This window comes from Curtobacterium sp. B18, assembly GCF_000333375.1.
GTDB lineage: Bacteria > Actinomycetota > Actinomycetes > Actinomycetales > Microbacteriaceae > Curtobacterium.
Genome location: NZ_BACZ01000216.1, coordinates 1 through 19,173, shown reverse-complemented (window position 1 = coordinate 19,173; position 19,173 = coordinate 1). Strand labels below are relative to the sequence as shown.

15 protein-coding genes are annotated in these 19,173 nt (G+C 70.7%); 7 read left to right on the top strand and 8 right to left on the bottom strand.

Features of this window, described 5'->3' with window-relative positions; translation table 11 throughout:
• Together I5E_RS05855 and I5E_RS21290 are read left to right on the top strand one after the other, a co-directional pair.
• The coding region (locus I5E_RS05855) for a hypothetical protein (protein WP_222836448.1) at positions 1–276 on the top strand (276 nt) is incomplete at its 5' end.
• Positions 277–313: 37 nt separating this feature from the next.
• A complete protein-coding gene (locus I5E_RS21290; RefSeq protein WP_187290465.1) occupies positions 314–1,675 on the top strand; it encodes a right-handed parallel beta-helix repeat-containing protein in 1,362 nt (453 codons plus the stop codon).
• 345 nt (positions 1,676–2,020) lie between these two features.
• On the opposite strand, the gene I5E_RS05845 is transcribed toward I5E_RS21290, so the two are convergent.
• From I5E_RS05845 to I5E_RS05815, 7 genes are all read right to left on the bottom strand, one after another.
• The gene (locus I5E_RS05845; protein ID WP_022906168.1) at positions 2,021–3,640 is read right to left on the bottom strand and encodes an O-antigen polymerase; all 1,620 of its coding nucleotides are present in this window, start codon (positions 3,638–3,640) and stop codon (positions 2,021–2,023) included.
• 3 nt (positions 3,641–3,643) lie between these two features.
• On the bottom strand, positions 3,644–4,762 hold the full coding sequence (locus I5E_RS05840) for a glycosyltransferase (protein WP_022906167.1): 1,119 nt from the start codon (positions 4,760–4,762) through the stop codon (positions 3,644–3,646).
• A gap of 39 nt (positions 4,763–4,801) precedes the next feature.
• Positions 4,802–6,064 (bottom strand): glycosyltransferase, encoded by a 1,263-nt coding sequence (locus I5E_RS05835; RefSeq protein ID WP_022906166.1) that lies wholly within the window; start codon positions 6,062–6,064, stop codon positions 4,802–4,804.
• Positions 6,061–6,702, bottom strand: a complete 642-nt coding sequence (locus tag I5E_RS05830) for a sugar transferase (protein ID WP_022906165.1) — start codon at positions 6,700–6,702, stop codon at positions 6,061–6,063. The genes I5E_RS05835 and I5E_RS05830 overlap by 4 nt, the downstream gene beginning before the upstream one ends.
• Positions 6,703–6,744: 42 nt before the next feature.
• Positions 6,745–8,112, bottom strand: a complete 1,368-nt coding sequence (locus I5E_RS05825; RefSeq protein ID WP_022906164.1) for a polysaccharide biosynthesis tyrosine autokinase — start codon at positions 8,110–8,112, stop codon at positions 6,745–6,747.
• A 109-nt stretch (positions 8,113–8,221) separates the two neighbouring features.
• Positions 8,222–8,656 carry a DUF3060 domain-containing protein gene (locus I5E_RS21285; protein ID WP_022906163.1) on the bottom strand — a complete coding sequence of 145 codons (435 nt, stop codon included), beginning with the start codon at positions 8,654–8,656 and terminating at the stop codon, positions 8,222–8,224.
• An 88-nt stretch (positions 8,657–8,744) separates the two neighbouring features.
• Positions 8,745–11,474, bottom strand: a complete 2,730-nt coding sequence (locus I5E_RS05815) for an Ig-like domain-containing protein (RefSeq protein ID WP_148286877.1) — start codon at positions 11,472–11,474, stop codon at positions 8,745–8,747.
• Positions 11,475–11,759: 285 nt separating this feature from the next.
• On the opposite strand from I5E_RS05815, the gene dnaK reads away from it, so the two are divergent.
• The 4 genes from dnaK to I5E_RS05795 all read left to right on the top strand — a co-directional run bounded on the left by dnaK (position 11,760) and on the right by I5E_RS05795 (position 15,862).
• Positions 11,760–13,625 carry a molecular chaperone DnaK gene (dnaK, locus tag I5E_RS05810; protein WP_022906161.1) on the top strand — a complete coding sequence of 622 codons (1,866 nt, stop codon included), beginning with the start codon at positions 11,760–11,762 and terminating at the stop codon, positions 13,623–13,625.
• Positions 13,626–14,285: a nucleotide exchange factor GrpE gene (locus tag I5E_RS05805; RefSeq protein ID WP_022906160.1), complete on the top strand. Its 660-nt coding sequence runs from the start codon at positions 13,626–13,628 to the stop codon at positions 14,283–14,285.
• Positions 14,286–14,308: 23 nt separating this feature from the next.
• Positions 14,309–15,325: a DnaJ C-terminal domain-containing protein gene (locus tag I5E_RS05800; RefSeq protein ID WP_022906159.1), complete on the top strand. Its 1,017-nt coding sequence runs from the start codon at positions 14,309–14,311 to the stop codon at positions 15,323–15,325.
• Between the two features lie 126 nt (positions 15,326–15,451).
• Entirely contained in the window at positions 15,452–15,862 is a 411-nt protein-coding gene (locus I5E_RS05795; protein WP_031261684.1) for a heat shock protein transcriptional repressor HspR, read from the top strand.
• Between the two features lie 69 nt (positions 15,863–15,931).
• Here I5E_RS05795 and I5E_RS05790 read toward each other — a convergent pair whose 3' ends face one another.
• Positions 15,932–17,848, bottom strand: a complete 1,917-nt coding sequence (locus tag I5E_RS05790) for a hypothetical protein (protein WP_022906157.1) — start codon at positions 17,846–17,848, stop codon at positions 15,932–15,934.
• Between the two features lie 107 nt (positions 17,849–17,955).
• Here I5E_RS05790 and I5E_RS05785 point away from each other — a divergent pair, with 107 nt between their 5' ends.
• Entirely contained in the window at positions 17,956–19,098 is a 1,143-nt protein-coding gene (locus I5E_RS05785; protein WP_022906156.1) for a class I SAM-dependent methyltransferase, read from the top strand.
• Positions 19,099–19,173: the final 75 nt, after the last annotated feature.

Below are 19,173 nucleotides of genomic sequence, written 5' to 3'. Positions count from 1 at the left end.
GTCGCGTCGCCGGTGACCCAGCTGCTCTCCCTGCTCGGCCGACAGCTGACGCAACTGTGGTGGGACGGCGGTCGACTGGTCCTGACGTCCGGCTCGGTCCTCGTGACGACCGCTGCAGGCGCGAGCCCCGGGGTGACGGTCGCCGCGCTGTCGGCATCGATGGTCGTCGCCTACGCCGTCGTCCTCGTCCTGGTGCGGCGAGCAGTCCGGGCGCACCGGATCGTCGCGACTTCGACTGTCCTGGCTCCTCCGGAGCCCGCACTCCCCGTTCGCTGACCCGGGTCGGCCGGACGCACCTCGGGAGCCTCCCGTGGTGACGCGGCGGCAGACCCTGCGAGCGATCGCGGTCAGCGCGACGGCGTCGGCGCTCGGCGCGGCTCCGACGCTCGCGCGGGTGGCGACGACTCCTGCGCCCGCTCCGGCGGCAGCGGTCCCCGTGGACGACGTCGACGCGGCGTCGCTGCACGAACTCGTCGAAGCGGCGGCCCCGTGGTCCACGGTCACCATCACCCGGGACTGGGTCGTCACCGAGTCGCTGGTCCTCACGTCGCCGATCACCCTGCGGTTCGCGGGCGGGTCGATCTCGACCGACGCGCACATCGCGGTCATCACGGTGCGCTCCTCCGACGTGCGCATCGACGAGCCCGTCCTCCGCGGTCGCGACGGGACGGTCTCGGGCCTCGGTCGCGGTGTGCACGCAGCCGGCACACCGGACGCTCCGCTGCGGAACATCGAGATCCGCGGTGGCTCGATCAGCGGCCACTCGCACGACGGCGTGCTGCTCGAGCACGTCGGATGGTTCGCCGTGAGCGGCGTCACGATCAGCGGCGTCGGGTACGCCGGGATCCTCATGTTCTCGTGCACGGACGGCGCCGTCAGCGGCAACCGGATCGACGAGGTGCACCAGCCGAGCCCGTACGTGAACTCGTACGGCATCGAGGCGGTCCGCGCGACGACCGCGGGGACCGATCGGTTTCCCCGCAGCGCGCGCATCACCATCAGCGACAACCTGGTGCGGGGCGTGCGGTCCTGGGAAGGGATCGACACGCACGGCGGTGAGGAGATCGTCATCCTCCGCAACCGGGTCGAGGACTGCCGTGTCGGCATCGCCCTCGTCCCGTCGAAGGACGAAGCGGATGCGTCGAAGACCAAGTACGCGCCGCTCGCGTGCGCGGTCATCGGCAACAGCGTCACCCGGTCCACGCGGGGAGCGGGGTCCGGGATCGTGGTGCGTGGAGCGGGGGAGACCGTCGACTCGCCGGCCGAGCGTGCCACCGGCGTCCTGCTGCGGAACGCGGTGTCCGGGTACGGCGACGCCGATCGGGACGCGCCGATCCTCGTGTACCTGACGAGGGACCTCATCGTGGCCGACAACGAGCTGCAGGGGTTCGGTCGGGCCATCTCGCTCTACCACTCCAACGCGGACGTGGCGGTCCAGCGCAACTCCGTGCTCGGGCTGGAACGGCTCGGGGCGGCGCGGAGCGTCGGGATCGCGGTCGTCGCCACCGCCAACTCCGGGATCGTGGCGGCCAACCAGGTGTCGGTGGGTGACGTGGGGCTGCAGTGCCGACTGGCGCCGAACGCGCTCCTCAGCGTCGCCAACACGTGGGGCGGAGCGGGCATGGATCCCGTGGTGGCCGCCGGCGACTCGGTGTTGCGGTTCCTCGACGGGTGATGCGGTGTTCTGCCGACGGAGCTGACGGGCCGACGGGCCGAGCCCCAACCAGGCCCAGCCCGGCTCATCGGGCCGAACCGCGACCAGGCCCGACCCGGCCGACCGGGCCGAACCCGACCAGCCCCGACCAGCCCCGACCACGCCGACCGGGCCGACCGGGCCGACCAGGCCGACCAGGCCGACCCGGCCTGGTCGGCTGGGCCCGGGCTCGGCCGGTTCGCGTCCATCCTTCTCCCGGCCCTCTGGCCGACCAGGGATGCGACACCCGACGGAAGGCCCGGAGCGCGCGACGGGTGGCCGGGCAGAGCGCGCGGCGAGTTCGTGATCGACCCTGACCCGGCCGACCTACCTGGCGACGCGGAGGCCGCTGCCGACCGGATGCGCACTGTGGCGACCAGTGGACCGTGCGCGGGAGTGTCGCGCGGTCCGCCCCGCGAGACGGTACGCCGCTCGAACCGAGCCGGCACCAGCCCGGGCGGCGTCGAACCGGTGGGCGGCGCGCAGGACCCGGTCCGCCCCGACGGCGACACGTCGCGCCCGCGAGGCCGCGGAGACCGGCGCTCCGGACCGCTCCGTTCGCGTCGTGCTCCCCGGGGCTTCGGGCTCCCATCCCGTCCGCGGGCAGATCGCGAGGATGATCGTGCCGAACAGCAACCCGTGTGACAACATCGCGGTGAAGACGGACGTGTTGGAGAGCATGATGCTCGGCATCACGAGCGCCATGGCAGCCACGCGCATGGGAAGCCCGTGGGCGGCCCGGTCGACGACGCGCAGCCACACCCAGAGGGCGAACGCCGCGATCCCGATGCCGAGCCAGCCGAAGTTCGCGAAGCCGTCGGCGAAGAGGTTCGCGTTCGCGTACCCGGTCGATCCGGGGACGAGGTAGTCGGCGATGCGCTTCGGCGGCGCGAGGTCGTACGGGTAGTCGAACCAGGTGTCGAGGAACGAGTAGGCGTACATCGCCACCGGGTTCTGACTGAAGTAGTCGACGTACACCGACGAGAGCAGTCCCGGGGCGAGCATGAACCGCCGGGTGAAGACCGACGTCCAGGTGATGCCACCCTGTGCCTCGTCGGCCAGGGCCGAGACGATCATGATCGCGAGCGGGGCGACGAGGAACGGTGCGGACCCCTTGGTCGACCGTCCGCGGAACAGCAGGGCCATGCCGAGCACCGCGACGAAGGAGAACAGCACGGCCTTGAAGCCCGTGCTCGAGTACAGCAGGAACTGTCCGACCAGCGCCAGGACGATCAGGGACGGACGTCGACGGAAGATGCCACGGGCGAGCAGCAGCGGGTTCACCACGTAGGCCTGACCGGTCAGCAGGTACCCGAGCGTGCCGCCGGAGCCGACGTCGGCCGTGTAGTCGGCGCGGACGTCGTAGATGTCGTCGAGGGCGAGGAACCGGACGTGGATCCCGACGGTCGCCGCCATGATCCCGTAGGTCAACAGCGAGTAGACGGCGCACACCGTCCACGTCAGCGTGCTGCGCCGGATCGCGAGCGAACCGAGCCGGAGGACGTCCGACGGTGTCGACCGCCCGTCGGTGGCGGACCGCGGGATGCCCGCCGCGACGAGGACGAACGCGGTGCCCACGGCGGCCGAGAGCAGCAGTGCCGTCCCTGCGGAGAGGTAGCCGGCGGAGACGCCCATGAGCATGGTCGGGGCAACGCACACGACGAAGAGGGCCCACAGCACGACGTGTGAGGGACGGGTGATCCGCACCGGCAGCGCCAGCGCGACTGCGCTCGTCAACAGGACCGCCGCCAGCATGACCATCGGCGACGCCCCGACGTAGGTGTAGCCGAGGTAGCTGAACAACGGCGCCACCAGGACCGCGGAGATCCAGTTCATGGTCGCTGCGAGCGCGGCGACCGCACCCACGACGAAGACGACGCGTCGGAGCACCACGATCGTCCCGGGGGCGGTGCGACGGGACCGCTTCGATGCCTGCACGGGGTCCACGGGTCAGGCCTTGCCGGTCGTCGCGAGCAGCTCGTCGTACACCGCGGTCAGCCGGTCGGCTTCCCGTGCCCACGAGAACCGCGCCGCCGCGGCCTTGGCCTCGGCGCCGTGCGCGGCGAGGAGCTCCGGGTCCTCGGCGTACCGACGGACGGCGGCGGCGATCGCGCCGGGGTCGTCGGCCGGCACGAACGTCACGCACCCGACGCCGTCGAGCAGCCGGCGCCAGAGCGGCACGTCGGTGGCGATGACGGCGAGGCCGGCGGCGAGGTACTCGAAGAGCTTGGTGGGGAAGATCTGGTCGGTCACGGGGGTCCGTCGGAACGGCACGACCCCGATCCGCGCGTCGAGGAGCAGGTCCCGCGCCTCCATCGGCCCGACCACGCCGCGGTGTCGCACGCGGCCGGTCGCCTCGGCGCCGCGGAGCACGGAGGTGTCGGTCGCGGCGTCGATCGAACCGACCATCTCGACGCGCCAGTCCGCGGGGAACGCATCGTGCACCGCAGCCGCGCTGATCACGTCGATGCCCCGGTCACGGCTCAGCACGCCGACGTGCGCAACGATCGGTGCGCGGTCGGCGAGGGGGCGCTGCGCCGAGTCCTCGGCGCGCTCGAGCGGGAAGTTGTGGATCGCGACGGTGCGGTCCGCCGGGAACCGACGTCCGGTCCACTCGGTCGCGGCGACGACGCGGTTCGCGGTCCCGGCGACCCGGAGGAGCACGTGCGAGAGCGCCGCGAACACGGCACGCTGTCGGTGCGACAGGTAGTCCTTGCCCCAGACCTGGTCGGGGAGGTCCTCGTGCGCGTCGTAGACGACGGTACGGCCGGCGAGGCGGAGCACCGGGATCGTCCAGATGAGCTCGGGGTCGTGCAGGTGCACCACGCGCGCTCCGGAGCGCAGCGCGAGTCGCAGCGCCTGCACGGTCGACAGGACCATGCGTCGGACCCGACGTCGGCGGGGGATGCACACGACGTCGACCCCGGTCCGCGGCGCACGCAGGTCGCTCTCGACGGCGATCAGTTGCACGCGTCGTCCGGCGGCGACACCCGCGGCGGCCTCGCGCAGGTGGACGCGGTTGTCGACCCACGGGTGGGCGGAGGAGACGTGGACGATGTCGTAGCGCATGGGCGGATCCGTTCGGGTCTGCGGCGAGGAGATGCTGGGTCAGGGGCGGTCGGTGACGGAGTCGAGGGCTCCGGCGTAGGTGCGGGCGAGGCGTGCGTAGTCGTGCTCGCGGAGCACGTGGTCGCGGCCCCGAGCGCCCATCGCGTCACGTTCCGCGGCGGGCATGGCGGCGAGCGCGAGCATGCCGTCGGCCATCGCGTCGACGTCGTCGGCGGCGACGTGCACGCCGCACCCGGACGCCTCGACCGACTCGAGCGGGACCGGGGCACCGACCAGCAGCGGCCGGCCGAGCAGCATGTACTCGTACTGCTTGTTCATCGAGACGCCGTGGCGGTAGAGCGGCAGGTCGTGCATGTTGACGACGAGGCAGTCGGCCTGCCGGCCGATCCGGCGGGCGTCCCCCTGGGAGACGCGGCCGTCCCACGAGATCGAGGCGGCGGACGGGAGGCGCGACGCGCGTTCCCGAAGCGCCGTCACGTCGGCGCCGTCCCCGACCAGGCGGAGGGCGAGCGGCCCGGTCCCGCGTGCCGCGGCGGTCGTCGCGGCACGGTCGAATGCGTCGATGACGGTCTCGAGCGCGTTCGCCGGACCCATCGAGCCGATGTACGTGACCGTGAACGGGCCGTCGGTGCCGCGCGGTGCCACCGCATCGGACTGCTCGCCCGGGAGCTCCTCGACCGCGACGCCGTTCGGCACCCAGGTGAAGTCACCGGTGTACCCGCGGTCGGCGTAGTAGCGCCCGACCCCGCCGAGCGGCGAGACGATGTGGTCGCTCCGTCGGACGATGCTCCGCTCGAGCAGGCGGAGCGCACGGATCACCGGGTGCCGCTCGGTCATGCCGGCGAGGCCCAGCGCGGACTCGGGCCACAGGTCGCGGGGCTCGAAGACGAACGGGACCCCGTGCCGCTTCGCCAGGCGGGCGGCCGCCCAGGCGGCGAGCGGGTGGAACGACCCGCCGACGATCACGTTCGGCCGGGGGAGTCCGGAGAGCGTCCCGGGGGCGAGCAGCAGGAGCGTGAACAGGAGGATGTCCGCGGCGCGACGGATCGTCCGCCGGATGCCCGCGCCGCGGTAGTCGACGCCGCGGAGCCAGAGGAACTCGTGCCCGGCGCCGGACCAACGCTGCCGGAGACGGAAGCCGCGAAGGTGCGAGCGGCCGGTGGGGTGGTCGGTCCCGGCGGCGATGACGACGCTGTGCCAGCCCAGCCCGGCGAGGTGCTCGGCGAGGGACTGGTGCCGGGTCGCACGGCCGTCCCGCAGGTGGTGGTGGGCGTAGTGGTTGACGATCCAGACCGTCCTCATGCCGTCGACCCCGTCATCCGGTCCGTGCCGGTGAAGACGTCGGAGCTGGCGTGGCCGGGGGCGGTGATGCCCTCGCGGCGCAGGACGACGACCACGGTGCGCAGGAGGATCCGGAGGTCCAGGCCGAGGCTGATCGAGTCGACGTACTCGACGTCCGACCGGAGCCGCTCGGGCCACGGCAGCTCGTTCCGTCCGCGGACCTGTGCCAGCCCGGTGAGGCCGGGGAGGACGTCGTGCCGACGCGCCTCCTCGTCGGTGTAGAGGTCGAGGTAGCGGCAGAGGCTCGGCCGGGGGCCGACGAACGACATGTCGCCGCGCAGGATGTTCCAGAGGCTCGGCAGCTCGTCGAGGCTCGTCGAACGGAGGAGCCGGCCGAACCGGGTGAGCCGCTGTTCGTCGGTCGTGATGCCCTTGGCCTCATCGACCTCGAGCATGCTCCGGAACTTCAGGATCGTGAAGGTGTAGCCGTGCAGGCCCGGTCGCTCCTGCCGGAAGATCACGGGGCGGCCGAGCCGGATCGCGACGAGTGCCGCGACGACCAGCATGACCGGTCCGGCGATGACGAGTCCGAGGACGGCGCCGCAGACGTCGAGGATCCGCTTCGTGCGCATCACGCGCGTACGACGGTCGTGGTTCATGGTCGTGGCTCCTGTCGGGTTGTCGGGTTGCCGGGTGGCGTGTCAGGCGGACGGGGTGGTGACGGTTGCGTACTCCGAGCGGTAGTAGCCGCCCTGACGTCGCGCGTGCTTGGTCTTGGTGAGGACGACGCCGCTGGCCTGTCGTCCGACTCGTTCGAGCGCCTCGGTCGCGAGTCGCACCTCGGTGCGCTTCGTCTGACCGGCTGCGCTGACGAGGAGGGTCGTCGACACGAGCGCGCTGAGGATCGAGGCGTCCGTGACGGCGAGGACCGGCGGGGTGTCCAGGAGAACCACGTCGAACCGGTCGGTGAGGACGTCGAGGACGCGTTCCATCGCCTCGGACCCGAGGAGCTCGCTGGGGTTCGGCGGGATGGTGCCGGCCGGCAGCACGTGCAGTCCGTCCTCGCCCCACTCCTGCAGGACGTCCTCGAGCTCGGCGCGACCGACGAGCAGGTCGGAGAGGCCGGCAGCACCCTCGACGCCCATGACGTTGGCGAGGTTCGGACGTCGCAGGTCCGCGTCGACGACGGCCACGCGGAGGCCGCCCTGGCTCATCGCGACCGCGAGGTTCGCCGTGGTCGTGGTCTTGCCCTCGGAGGGGCGGGCGCTCGTGACGACGAGTGTCCGAGGTCCGTCGGACCGCAGGAACTGGACGTTCGTGCGGAGTGCCCGGAAGGCCTCGCTGCGAGCGCTCCCGGCGTTGTCGCGGACGATGAGCGGATGCGCGGCGGCGTCGCTGTCGAAGGCGATGTCTCCGAGGAGCGGCAGGCCGACCTCCTCGAGGTCGTCGGCGGTCCGGACCCGGGTGTCGAGTCCGCTCCGCAGGAGGGCGAGCGCTGCACCGACGGCGAGGCCGGCGGCGAAGCCGAGCACCATGTTCGCCGCGGTCTTCGGCCCCACCGGGGAGCTCGGCGTGGTCGCCGGCGTGATCTCCTCGAGTCGCACCGACGGGGTCTTCGCGGAGATCTCGGGTTCGATCTGGCTGACGACCGACGCGAGGGTCGAGCCGATCGCCTCGGTGGTGCGGGCGGCGTCTTCGGCGTCCGTGTCCGTGACGGCGATCGAGATGATCACCGTGCCGGTCCCGACGCTCGCCGTGACCCGCTGCCCGAGCTCGGCAGGGGTGGTCTTCAGGTGGAGCTCGTCGATGACCTGCGTGAGCACCCGAGGGGACGAGGCGAGCTGCACGTACGACTTGATCTTCTGCTGGGCCGCCGTCGAACCCTGAGCGATCTCGCCGGCGGTCGACGCGTCCTGGCCGGCGACCGACACGTAGTACGAGGTCGACGCGCGGTAGGTCGGAGTCGTGGTGGCGCTGCTCAGGGCCGCGACTGCGACGCCGAGGACGGCGCACGTGGCGAGGATCCACCAGCTGCGGAGCAGGGCTCGGGCGATCATCAAGGCGTTCATGGCGGTCCTTCGTTCGGGCTGACGTACTCAGTGTAATACATCACATGAGTAATGACAATGACGAAGGGCCCCGCACGTGCGAGGCCCTTCGACGCCGGTGATCGGTGGATCAGGCGGCCGGCTTGATGGCGTTCCCCTTGCCCTGGTCGTCGACCTTCGGCGCGGTGCCGTGGTACGTGATGGTGTTCTCGTTGCCGAGGACGGTCAGGGACTTGACGCCGGTCACGTCGACCGTGTTCTTCTGCCCCTCGACGGTCAGGGTCGGCACCGTCCCGAGCGTGATGGTGCGCCCCGACGAGATGATGCTGGCGCCGGCACAGTCACCGAACGTGGCGGGCTTGGCGTCCTTGCTGTCGTCGAAGATCTGCAGGGACCCGTCGATGCAGTCGTTGTACTGCGTCTCGGCGACCTTCGTGGATGCCGAGGCGGTAGCGGTGGGCTTCTGGTCCCCGCCGGACGAGTTCGCCGTGCAGGCGCTGAGGCCGACGGCGGCGACGAGCGCGAGGGAGGCGGCGGCGAGCGTACGGATTGCGGTCGAGTTCATGATCTGGTCCTTCGGGTGGTGCTGCGGGCGTGCGCGACGGCGCCGCGGGACGGGGGTCCCGCGGCGCCGTCGCCGTGGTGGGGTTCGGTCAGCGGGTGCTGGCCGTGATGGTGAACGGAGCCGAGACGCTCTGCTTGCCGTCCTTGGTGAGGACGATCTTGAAGGCGTACGAGGTGGCGCCGGCGCCGACCGTGCGGTCGAAGGCGAAGCGGCCCTGCGCCGACACGGTGCCGCTCGCGAGCGGGGCGTCGCCGACGTTGCCCACCGTGAAGACCTGGAAGGTCGCGCCCGGCGTGGCGGTTCCGGTGAAGGTGTTCACGCGACCCGGGGTCACCGTCGTGTTGTCGATGGTGACGTCCGCGGTGCGTGCCTGCAGGGTCACGGTGTCGCCGATCATCGTCTTGCCGAGGTGCGTCTGCTCGATGCGGAAGTCGAGCTTGGTGCTCGTGGCACCGACGATCCGCTTGAACGAGTACTTGCCATCCGCGCCGACCACGAGGTCGGTGACGCCCGAGAGCTCGTTGTTCGAGGTGTTCAGGACGCGGATCGTCGCGCCGGGGGTGACGGTCCCGGTGAAGGTGTTCCAGATGCCGGCGTTCACGTACTCGTTGTCGACGGTCGGGGCCTGGAAGGTGGCGGCGTCGATGGTGAACAGGTCACTCGTCGTGGTCTGGCCGTTGAGCGTCTGACGGATCTTGAACTTGAAGTTCGCAGCCCCCATCGAGACGACTCGCTTGAACTCCCACTTGCCGTCCTGGCCGACGCGGAACGTGCTCTCGATGCTCGGGTCGAGCACCGTGTCGGACATGTTCAGCACTGAGTAGGTCGCGCCGGGCTCACCGGTGCCCTCGAAGGTGTTCTGGCGACCGGGGAAGACCTCGGTCGTGTCGACCGTCACCGGGGTGAGCGAGGCGGCGTTCACGGTGTAGAGCGGGGAGGTGAACGTCGCACCGTCCGCCGTCGTGACCTCGAGCTTGAACTTGAAGTTCGGAGCGCCCAGCGACACCACTCGGTCGAAGGTCCAGTTGCCCTGGCCGTCAATGTCGAACGTGCCCGGGACGATCTGGGTGCCCGACATGTTCAGGACGCGGTAGGACGCACCGGAGGGGCCGGTACCGGTGAACGTGTTGTTCACGCCCGGACGCACCGAGCGGGTCGTGTTCGTGACCGTGTACCCGGCGTTCGCGCGGATGCTGAACAGCTGCGACGTACGGGTCTCACCGTTCAGCGTCTGCTCGAGCTTGAAGTCGAACTTGGACGCGCCGGTCGAAACCGCACGACGGAACGTCCAGTTGCCGTCCGCGTCGATGGTGAAGGTGCCCGGAACGATCTGGCTGCCCGAAGCATTCAGCACCCGGTAGGTCGCGTTCGGCGTCGCGGTGCCGGAGAAGACGTTCTCGACACCCGCGGTCACGGTCGCCGGACGGCTGACGGTGACGGGAGCGAACGCGTCGACCGTGGCGTCGATCGTGAACGGACCGTCGGTACGCGTGGCGTCACCGAGCGTCTGGCGGACGCGGAAGGAGAACTCGGTGCTGTTCGCGGCCGGGGTGTGCTGGAACGAGAACGAACCGTCCTCGGCCACGCGCACGCCGCCGACGATGACGGACCCGTTGCCGTCGAGGATGTCGACGGTCGCGCCGGCGGTCGCCGTACCGACGAACGTGGTGCGCTGCCCCGGCGTGTACTCGTCGGTGGTGATGGACGGGGCACGGAGAGCCGACTCGCCGGGGTTCACGACGACCGTCGAGGTGGTGGTGTTCGCACCCTTCGACATCTGCTTCGCTTCGAGCGTGTGCTCACCGTCGGTCAGGGTCGCGGTACCGGACCAGGTGCCGTTCGCCCGGACGCTCGCGGAGACGACCGGGGTGCGGCCCTGGTTGTCGAACACCTGGACCGCCGACCCGGGCTCGCCCTGGCCCGTGATCGCGGTGGACCCGGCGGGGACGTGCTCGTGGTCCTCCGGACCGGTGATCGCCACGGCCTTGCCGTAGTCGAGCTCGACGTCCTTCGAGCCGCCGTCCTTCCCGTCGATCGTCTGCGTGACGGTGAGGGCGAGGGCGCCGCCCTCGTTCGGGGCGTCCACGTCGAACGAGTAGGTGCCGTCCTCGGCCGCGGTCGTCGTGCCGACCGTCGTCGCGCCGTTCTTCAGGGTGACCGTCGCTGCCGGCTCGGCGGTGCCCGACACGGTCGCCCTCTTCGCGATGTCCGTGTCGAACGACCCCTGCGCGGTCAGCTCGTCCCACCCGATGACCACGTTCGGTAGGTCATCCCATGAGGTGTTGCCCACAGTGCCGCGTACGCCAGCCGCAGCGACCCATGTCCCGCTGCCCGTCGTCCATGTGCGGTTTGCGCCCGTCAGGGCAGCCCACGGACTGGCGCCACCATAGTTTGCCCCGTAGAACGAACCGTTGTCGAAACGGATGGCGGTCAGGCGATCATTGCAGATGCCCTCGGCCACGGTGGGAATCTCCCGGCCGTCCACGGGCGTGGTGAAGTAAAGGCAAAGACCGCTTGTAGTTGAACGGAACTGGTGAGCTTGGGGCTGCGCGCTGGGCAGGATCTCGTACGTGGTCGCGCGCCTCGCGGCTTCCGCCTTGGTTGCGAACGCCTGCCAGGCGGCTTGATTGGTCCGGCTGATCGCAGTGGAGACGAGGCCAGAAGTCCCCGTGAGGAATTTCATGGTCCCGAGCACTTCATCGGAACCAGTGGCGGCGGACGCGGAAGCCGCACCGAACGACAGACCGGAGACGATCGTCGCGACGGCGAGCGCACCGGCGCCCAGGCCCTTCGCGAGACGCTTCTTCTTGGATGACATGGTTGGTGATCCCTTTCGAGGGGGTCGGGCCGCGTGCTCTCGCTCGGACGATCGGGCCGTCGGCGGCTCGCGGTGGGATGTTCGCGGGAGACCCCGCTGCCGTACCAGAATATCAAACCGAACACTGAAATACAACATCCGCGATCGCCAACGACTTGAGTCGGCTCATGGCAAGTTCCGAGGCTGTCGTCTTGACGTCCAGGCGCACCGGAGTAAGGTTGAGTCCATCGGACGCAAGTCCAACGACTTCAGCACCACGAGTACCAACAGAAGGAGCACCCACACATGGGACGTGCAGTAGGCATCGACCTCGGAACCACCAACTCGGTCGTCAGCGTGCTCGAGGGCGGTGAGCCCACGGTCATCGCGAATGCCGAAGGCATGCGCACCACGCCGTCGATCGTCGCCTTCACCAAGGACGGCGAGGTGCTCGTCGGCGAGACCGCCAAGCGCCAGGCCGTCACGAACGTCGACCGCACCATCGCCAGTGTCAAGCGCCACATCGGCACCGACTGGACGACGGACATCGACGGCAAGAAGTACACGCCGCAGGAGATCTCGGCCCGCATCCTCGGCAAGCTCAAGCGCGACGCCGAGCAGTACCTCGGTGAAGACGTGACCGACGCGGTCATCACCGTGCCGGCGTACTTCAACGACGCCGAGCGTCAGGCCACCAAGGACGCCGGTGAGATCGCCGGCCTGAACGTCCTCCGCATCATCAACGAGCCGACCGCCGCCGCGCTGGCGTACGGCCTCGACAAGGGCAAGGAAGACGAGCTCATCCTGGTCTTCGACCTCGGTGGCGGCACGTTCGACGTCTCCCTGCTCGAGGTGGGCAAGGACGACGACTTCTCCACGATCCAGGTCCGCGCGACCTCGGGTGACAACCGCCTCGGTGGCGACGACTGGGACCAGCGCATCGTCGACTACCTCGTCAAGAAGTTCAAGGACGAGCACGGCGTCGACCTGTCGACCGACAAGATCGCCAAGCAGCGCCTCAAGGAAGCCGCCGAGCAGGCGAAGAAGGAGCTCTCGTCGCAGATGTCGGCGAGCATCCAGCTCCCGTACCTGACGCTGACGGCCGACGGTCCGCTCAACCTCGACGAGACCATCTCGCGCGCCCAGTTCGAGCAGATGACCTCCGACCTGCTCGACCGCACGAAGAAGCCGTTCAACGACGTCATCAAGGAAGCCGGTGTCTCGGTCAACGACATCGCGCACGTGGTGCTCGTCGGTGGTTCGACCCGCATGCCCGCCGTGGCCGAGGTCGTCAAGTCGCTCACCGGCGGCAAGTCCCCGAACCAGGGCGTCAACCCGGACGAGGTCGTGGCCGTCGGTGCCGCGCTGCAGGCCGGTGTCCTGAAGGGCGAGCGCAAGGACGTCCTCCTCATCGACGTCACGCCGCTGTCGCTCGGCATCGAGACCAAGGGTGGCCTGATGACGAAGCTCATCGACCGCAACACCGCGATCCCGACCAAGCGGAGCGAGACCTTCACGACCGCCGACGACAACCAGCCGTCCGTCGCGATCCAGGTCTTCCAGGGCGAGCGTGAGTTCACCCGTGACAACAAGCCGCTCGGCACCTTCGAGCTGACCGGCATCGCCCCGGCCCCCCGCGGCGTCCCGCAGGTCGAGGTCACCTTCGACATCGACGCCAACGGCATCGTGCACGTGTCCGCGAAGGACAAGGGCACCGGCAAGGAGCAGTCGATGGTCATCTCCGGCGGCTCGTCGCTGCCGAAGGAGGACATCGAGCGCATGGTCCGCGAAGCCGAGGAGCACGCTGCCGAGGACAAGGCCCGCCGCGAGGCCAACGAGCGTCGCAACCAGGCCGAGCAGCTCGTCTACTCGATCGAGAAGCTCATCAAGGAGAACGACGAGAAGCTCCCCGCGGACGTCAAGTCCGAGGTCCAGGCCGACGTCGACGCCCTGAAGTCGGCACTCGCGGGCGAGGACGACGAGGCTGTCAAGACCGCCTTCGACAAGCTCAACGAGTCGCAGGGCAAGCTCGGCCAGGCGATCTACTCCCAGCAGGACGCAGCAGCCGGTGCCGCCGGTGGCGAGCAGCCCGCTGGCGAGCAGCCGGCCGACGACGAGGACATCGTCGACGCCGAGGTCGTGGACGACGAGGACGACAAGGACAAGAAGTAGATGACGGACCCCAAGGACAACGTGCCGAACGAGGACGAACCCCAGGTCGAGGGCGACGCCACCAACGCGGCCGAGCCCGAGGACCTCATCGAGGCGGAGGGGCCCGACGTCGAACTCCCGACGGACGGCCCCGCCGCCGGCGGCCCGGCCGCCGACGCCGAGAACGACCTCTCGCCGGAGGACGAAGCGCTCCTCGCCGACGCCGCGCGCGGCATCGCCGAGGACAAGCTCAGCCCCGAGGACCGCGACCTGGTGGCCGAGATGCGTGCGGACATGCTCCGTGCGCAGGCCGAGCTGGTGAACTTCCGGAAGCGCGTCGAGCGCGACCGCGAGGCCAACCGCGAGGTCGCCATCGCCGAGGTCGTCCGGGCACTGCTGCCGGCGCTCGACGACCTCACCCGCGCCGAGGCGCACGGTGACCTCGCCGAGGGCCCCATGCAGGTCATCGGACAGAAGATCCGCGGCGGCTTCGAGAAGTTCAAGCTCGTGCAGATCGGCGAGAAGGGCGAGTCCTTCGACCCGAACATCCACGAGGCGATCGTGCAGCTCCCGACACCCGGTGCCACCGGCCAGACCGTGGCGGACGTCGTCGAGCCGGGCTACAAGCTCGGCGAGCGGGTCCTCCGTGCGGCCAAGGTCGCGGTGGCGGTCCCGGCCTGAGCGCGGGGAGGAGGTAGGGATTCATGGCCAGTCAGGACTGGTTCGACAAGGACTTCTACAAGGTCCTCGGCGTCGACAAGACGGCGAGCGACGCTGAGCTGAAGAAGACCTACCGGAAGCTCGCGCGGCAGTACCACCCGGACTCCAACCCGGGCGACGCCGCCGCCGAGAACCGCTTCAAGGAGATCAGCGAGGCCTACTCGGTCCTCTCCGACAAGGAGCAGCGCCAGGAGTACGACCAGGTCCGCGCCATGGGATCGGGTGCCCGCTTCACCGCGGGTGGCCCGGGCCAGGGCGGGGGCTTCGAGGACGTCTTCGGCGGCATGTTCGGCCAGGGCGGCGGCGGGCAACGCGTCCGCTTCGGCCAGGGCGGAGCCGGCGGCTTCGAAGACATCCTCGGCGGCATGTTCGGAGCAGGCACAGCCGGCGGTGGCGGTGGCGGTGGCTTCGGCCAGTCCAGCGGCGGCTACCGGGGCTTCGGTGGGCCGACGAAGGGTCGCGACGTCACGGCGACGACGACCCTCGACTTCACCACCGCGATCGCGGGCGACACCGTCAAGCTCTCGCAGGGCAACGGCCGTCCGGTGAACGTCCGCATCCCGGCGGGCGTCGCGGACGGGCAGAAGATCCGACTGCGCGGGCGCGGGGAACCGTCGCCCGACGGCGGCGAGGCGGGCGACCTGGTGGTCACCGTCACGGTCCGCAAGCACCCGGTCTTCGAGCGTGACGGGCAGCACCTCCGGCTGGACGTCCCCGTGACGTTCGTCGAGGCGGCCCTCGGCGCGACGATCGAGGTCCCGACGCTCGGCGGTTCCACCGTCAAGCTCCGGGTCGCACCGGGCACCCCGTCTGGTCGCGTCCTGCGCGTCAAGGGTCGCGGCGTCACGACCAAGAACGGCACGGGCGACCTGCTCGCGACGGTCCAGGTCGCGGTGCCGTCCCACCTGTCGGACAAGCAGCGCGAGGCCGTCGAGGCCCTCGCCGACGTCTTGCCCGACGAGAACCCGCGCGAGGACCTCCTCGCCAAGGCGCGCGACTAGCGTCACGCAACAACAGCGATGAACCCAGCCTGGAGGCTCGGCGCGGCTTCCTGACGGACGCTCGCAGAGCCTCCAGGCTGGTTTCCACCACCACGCGGAAGACGGAAGGAACACGCCATGACCGACATGGACGAGAACTCGCCCGTCTTCGCGATCGCGATGGCCGCCGAGCTCGCCGAGATGCACCCGCAGACGCTGCGGCAGTACGACCGGCTCGGTCTGGTCGTCCCCGGGCGGACCCGGGGCGGGTCCCGCAGGTACTCGATGCGGGACATCGCCCAGCTCCGCGAGATCGCACAGCTCGGGTCCGAGGGCGTCTCGCTCGAGGGCATCCGTCGAGTGCTCGAGCTCGAGAACGAGAACCGGGCGTTGCGATCACGGATCTCCGAGCTCGAGACGGCGCTCGCCGACCAGCTCATCAACCGGCCGGGTGCTCGCGTGTTCGCGGCCTCGGCCACCGGCGGAGCCGTGCCGCTCCGCGCCGGGGTGCGGCCGCAGCGGAATACGCAGATCGTGCTGTGGCGGCCGCCGCGCTGACGACCGAACGACAGCGGGCTCCGGGACGTGATGTCCCGGAGCCCGCTGTCGTGTCAGGCCGTCAGCGGGTCACCGCGTCGCGGCGGGCAGGTCGTAGAGCCGCGTCGTGTAGGTCGAGCCGTCGACGGTCACCCGCAGCTTGAAGCCGAAGCGGAGCGACCCGGCGGACACCGTCCGGTCGAACGACCACGAGCCGTCGTCACCGATGGTGTGGCGACCGGGGACGATGACCGTGCCGGAGGCGTTGAGCACCTCGTAGGTCGCGCCGGCGGGGCCGGTGCCCTCGAACGTGTTCACGAAGCCGGGGAGGACCGCGTCCGTCGTCACGACGACCGGGGCGACCCCCTGGTTCGCGTCGATCGAGAACAGCTCCGAGGTCTCGGTCTGCCCGTCCTTCGTCTGCTCGATCGCGAACTGGAACGACGTGGCGCCGGTCGACACGACGCGTTCGAACTCCCACGTGCCGTCGTCGGCGACGGTCAGCGTGCCCGGGACGATCTGGGTGCCGGAGACGTTGAGCACCCGGTAGGTCGCACCCGGCTCGGCGGTGCCGCGGAACGTGTTCGAGAGTCCGGGGGTCACCGTTCGGGGCGACGTGAGCACGACCGGCGCGAGGCTGCCGTTCGAGCCGGGGTTGATCGTCACCTGGGCGGTGGTCGTGTTCGCGCCGCGCGAGGACTGCACGACGCGGAGCACGTGCTCGGCCCGGTCGAGGTCGTCGGTCGTGAGCGTCCAGCGACCGTCCGGCGCGACGACGTCGGTGCTGCGACCCACGATGCGGTCGGCGCCGCCGGTGACGTCGTGCACCTCGATCGTCGACCCGGGCTCGCCCGTGCCGGACATGTCGACCGGACCGCCCGTGTGCGCGGCACCGTCGGCGGGGGTCTCCACGGCGACGCCCGCGCCGTAGTCGACGTCGCGCGTCACCGCGTGCTCCGAGTCGACCAGGCCGGCGAGCGACTGGGTCGCCGTGACGGCGTACGTGCCGGCCGCGTTCGGTGCCGGGATGGTCGTCGACCAGCGTCCGGTGGTGGCGTTCGCCGTGACCGGGGCGCCGAGCGCGGTGCCGGCGGCGTCCCGCAGCTGGACGGTCGCGCCCGGGTGGGCGGTACCGGCGGCCTGGACGGGGGTGTCGCGGATCGGGGAGAACGTCGTCGTGAAGGTCAGTTCGTCGGCGGCCAGCACGGCGGTGAGGGTGGTCGACCCGGTGCGGTCGGGCCCGACGTACTGCTCGAGGCGGATCGTGTTCGTGCCGAACGCCAGGCCGGTGACGACCGCGGTCCACCGTCCGTCGGTGCCGATGGACACCGCGTTCGCGCCGTCGACGAGGACCTGCGCGTTCGGGGTGCCGCGGCCGCTGAGGAACGCGGTGCGGGCCAGGGTGTCGATGCGGTCGATCCGGGCGTCGAAGGCCGGCAGGAAGTCCGCCACGTTCGGCAGCCGGTCGGCGATCTCCTTGACCTGGAGTCGCATCACGGGGTCGTTGTTGTAGAGCCCGAGGAAGCCGCCGTTGCGCTCCGAACGGAGACCGGTGCCGATCGGGTTGTTCGACCCCTGGTTGCTCGCGAGCGAGAACCGCTGCTCGACGGCGCCGTCCACGCAGGACTCGAGCGTGACGCGGGAGTTGATGCCGGCCGTCGCGGTCGCGGCGCTGAGGCACAGGTCGGGCGCGGACACCGGGCGGACCGGGCCGACGGTGCCGGGCGCCGGCAGGTACCAGTCGACGGCGCGGTCGAGGGCGCCGGCGAGCGTCGCCGCACGGTTCGCGGCGATCTCCTGACCGGCGGCGCCCGGCAGCGGTGTGGCGAACGCCGGTGCGCCCTGGAAGGACGACGTCTCGGTGACGAGGGGGCCGACGACCTGGTCGCCGTCGGCCTGGGTCGTCGCGGCGGACGCCGAGGTCGCGCCGCCGGCGGCGATGGCCGCGGTGATGCAGACCCCGACCGCGATCCAGCGCGCGCGGTCGGTGGGGACAGTGAGTTGCATGAGGCTCCTTCGGAGTCGAACAGGACCTCAGCAACATATCGATGTGGAACACCGCATGTGAAAGTCTTGGCAACGCTTGGCAACAGCCGGACCGGTACGCTGGCGCCGTGCCACCCGACTTCGCCGACCTCTTCCGCCGCCGTCACGACGACGCGCCGGACCTCATCGCGATCGACGGCACCGACCGGTTCATCCTCGACGAGGCGCCGCACGTGCACGGCGACGCGCTCCGGCAGCCGGGCGAGGTCGCGGTCGTCGACGACCGGTACGGCGTGCTGACGCTCGGTGCGATCACCCTGCACGGCGCCTCGGACGTCCGGGTCGTGCAGGACTCCCTGGTCGGCGTGCGCGCGCTCGAGGCCAACGCCGGGACCTTCGGTCGGCGGGGCTTCCACCACCCGGGCTCGCTCGAGCAGGCGTTCCGGGACGTGCGACTCGTCCTGCTCCGGCTGTCGAAGTCGAACGACCGGCTCGACGAACTCGCCCGTGCCGTCGCCCGGTTCGCCGCGCCCGACGTCGTGCTGCTGTGCGGCGGGGTGTCGAAGCACATGAACCTCTCGCAGAACGACGTCCTGCGCCGGTACTTCGGCGAGGTCACGGCGTCCCGGGGCCGGGGCAAGTCGCGGCTGCTCATCGCGCAGGACCCGCTCCGCGCACAGGCGACACGGGCGGACGCGACGAACCCCTGGCCGCGGTCCGTGCACGTCGACGACCTCGGCATGACCCTCGTCGCACACGGTGGCGTGTTCGCCGGGACCTCGCTCGACCAGGGCACGCGGGTGCTGCTCGACGCGATGGACGGCGCCGTGCCCACCGCCCGCACGGCGGTCGACCTCGGGTGCGGCAACGGCGTGATCGCGACCGCGCTCGCCCGGCGCCGTCCGGGCATCCGGGTCGTCGCCACGGACGTCTCGCAGATCGCCGTGGCGTCGACGATCGCCACGGCCAGGGCCAACGGCGTGACGGACCGGGTCGAGGTGGTCCGGTCGGACGCCGGCGACGAACTCGCCGAGGGGTCCTCGCAGCTCGTCCTCTGCAACCCGCCCTTCCACGAGGACACCACCGTGTCCACCGACGCGGCCGAGGCGATGTTCCGGAACGCGGCCACGATCCTCCAGTCCGGCGGTGAACTGTGGTGCGTCTGGAACTCGCACCTGCGCTACCGGCCGGTCCTGGAGCGGCTCGTCGGGACGACCAGGCAGGTCGTCCGCACGCCGAAGTTCACGGTCACCGCGTCCCGTCGCGCCTGACGCGTCTGACGCGTCGCGCCTGACGCGTCGCGCGGGACGCGGACACCGGACGTGGACACCGGACACGAGAGCGGG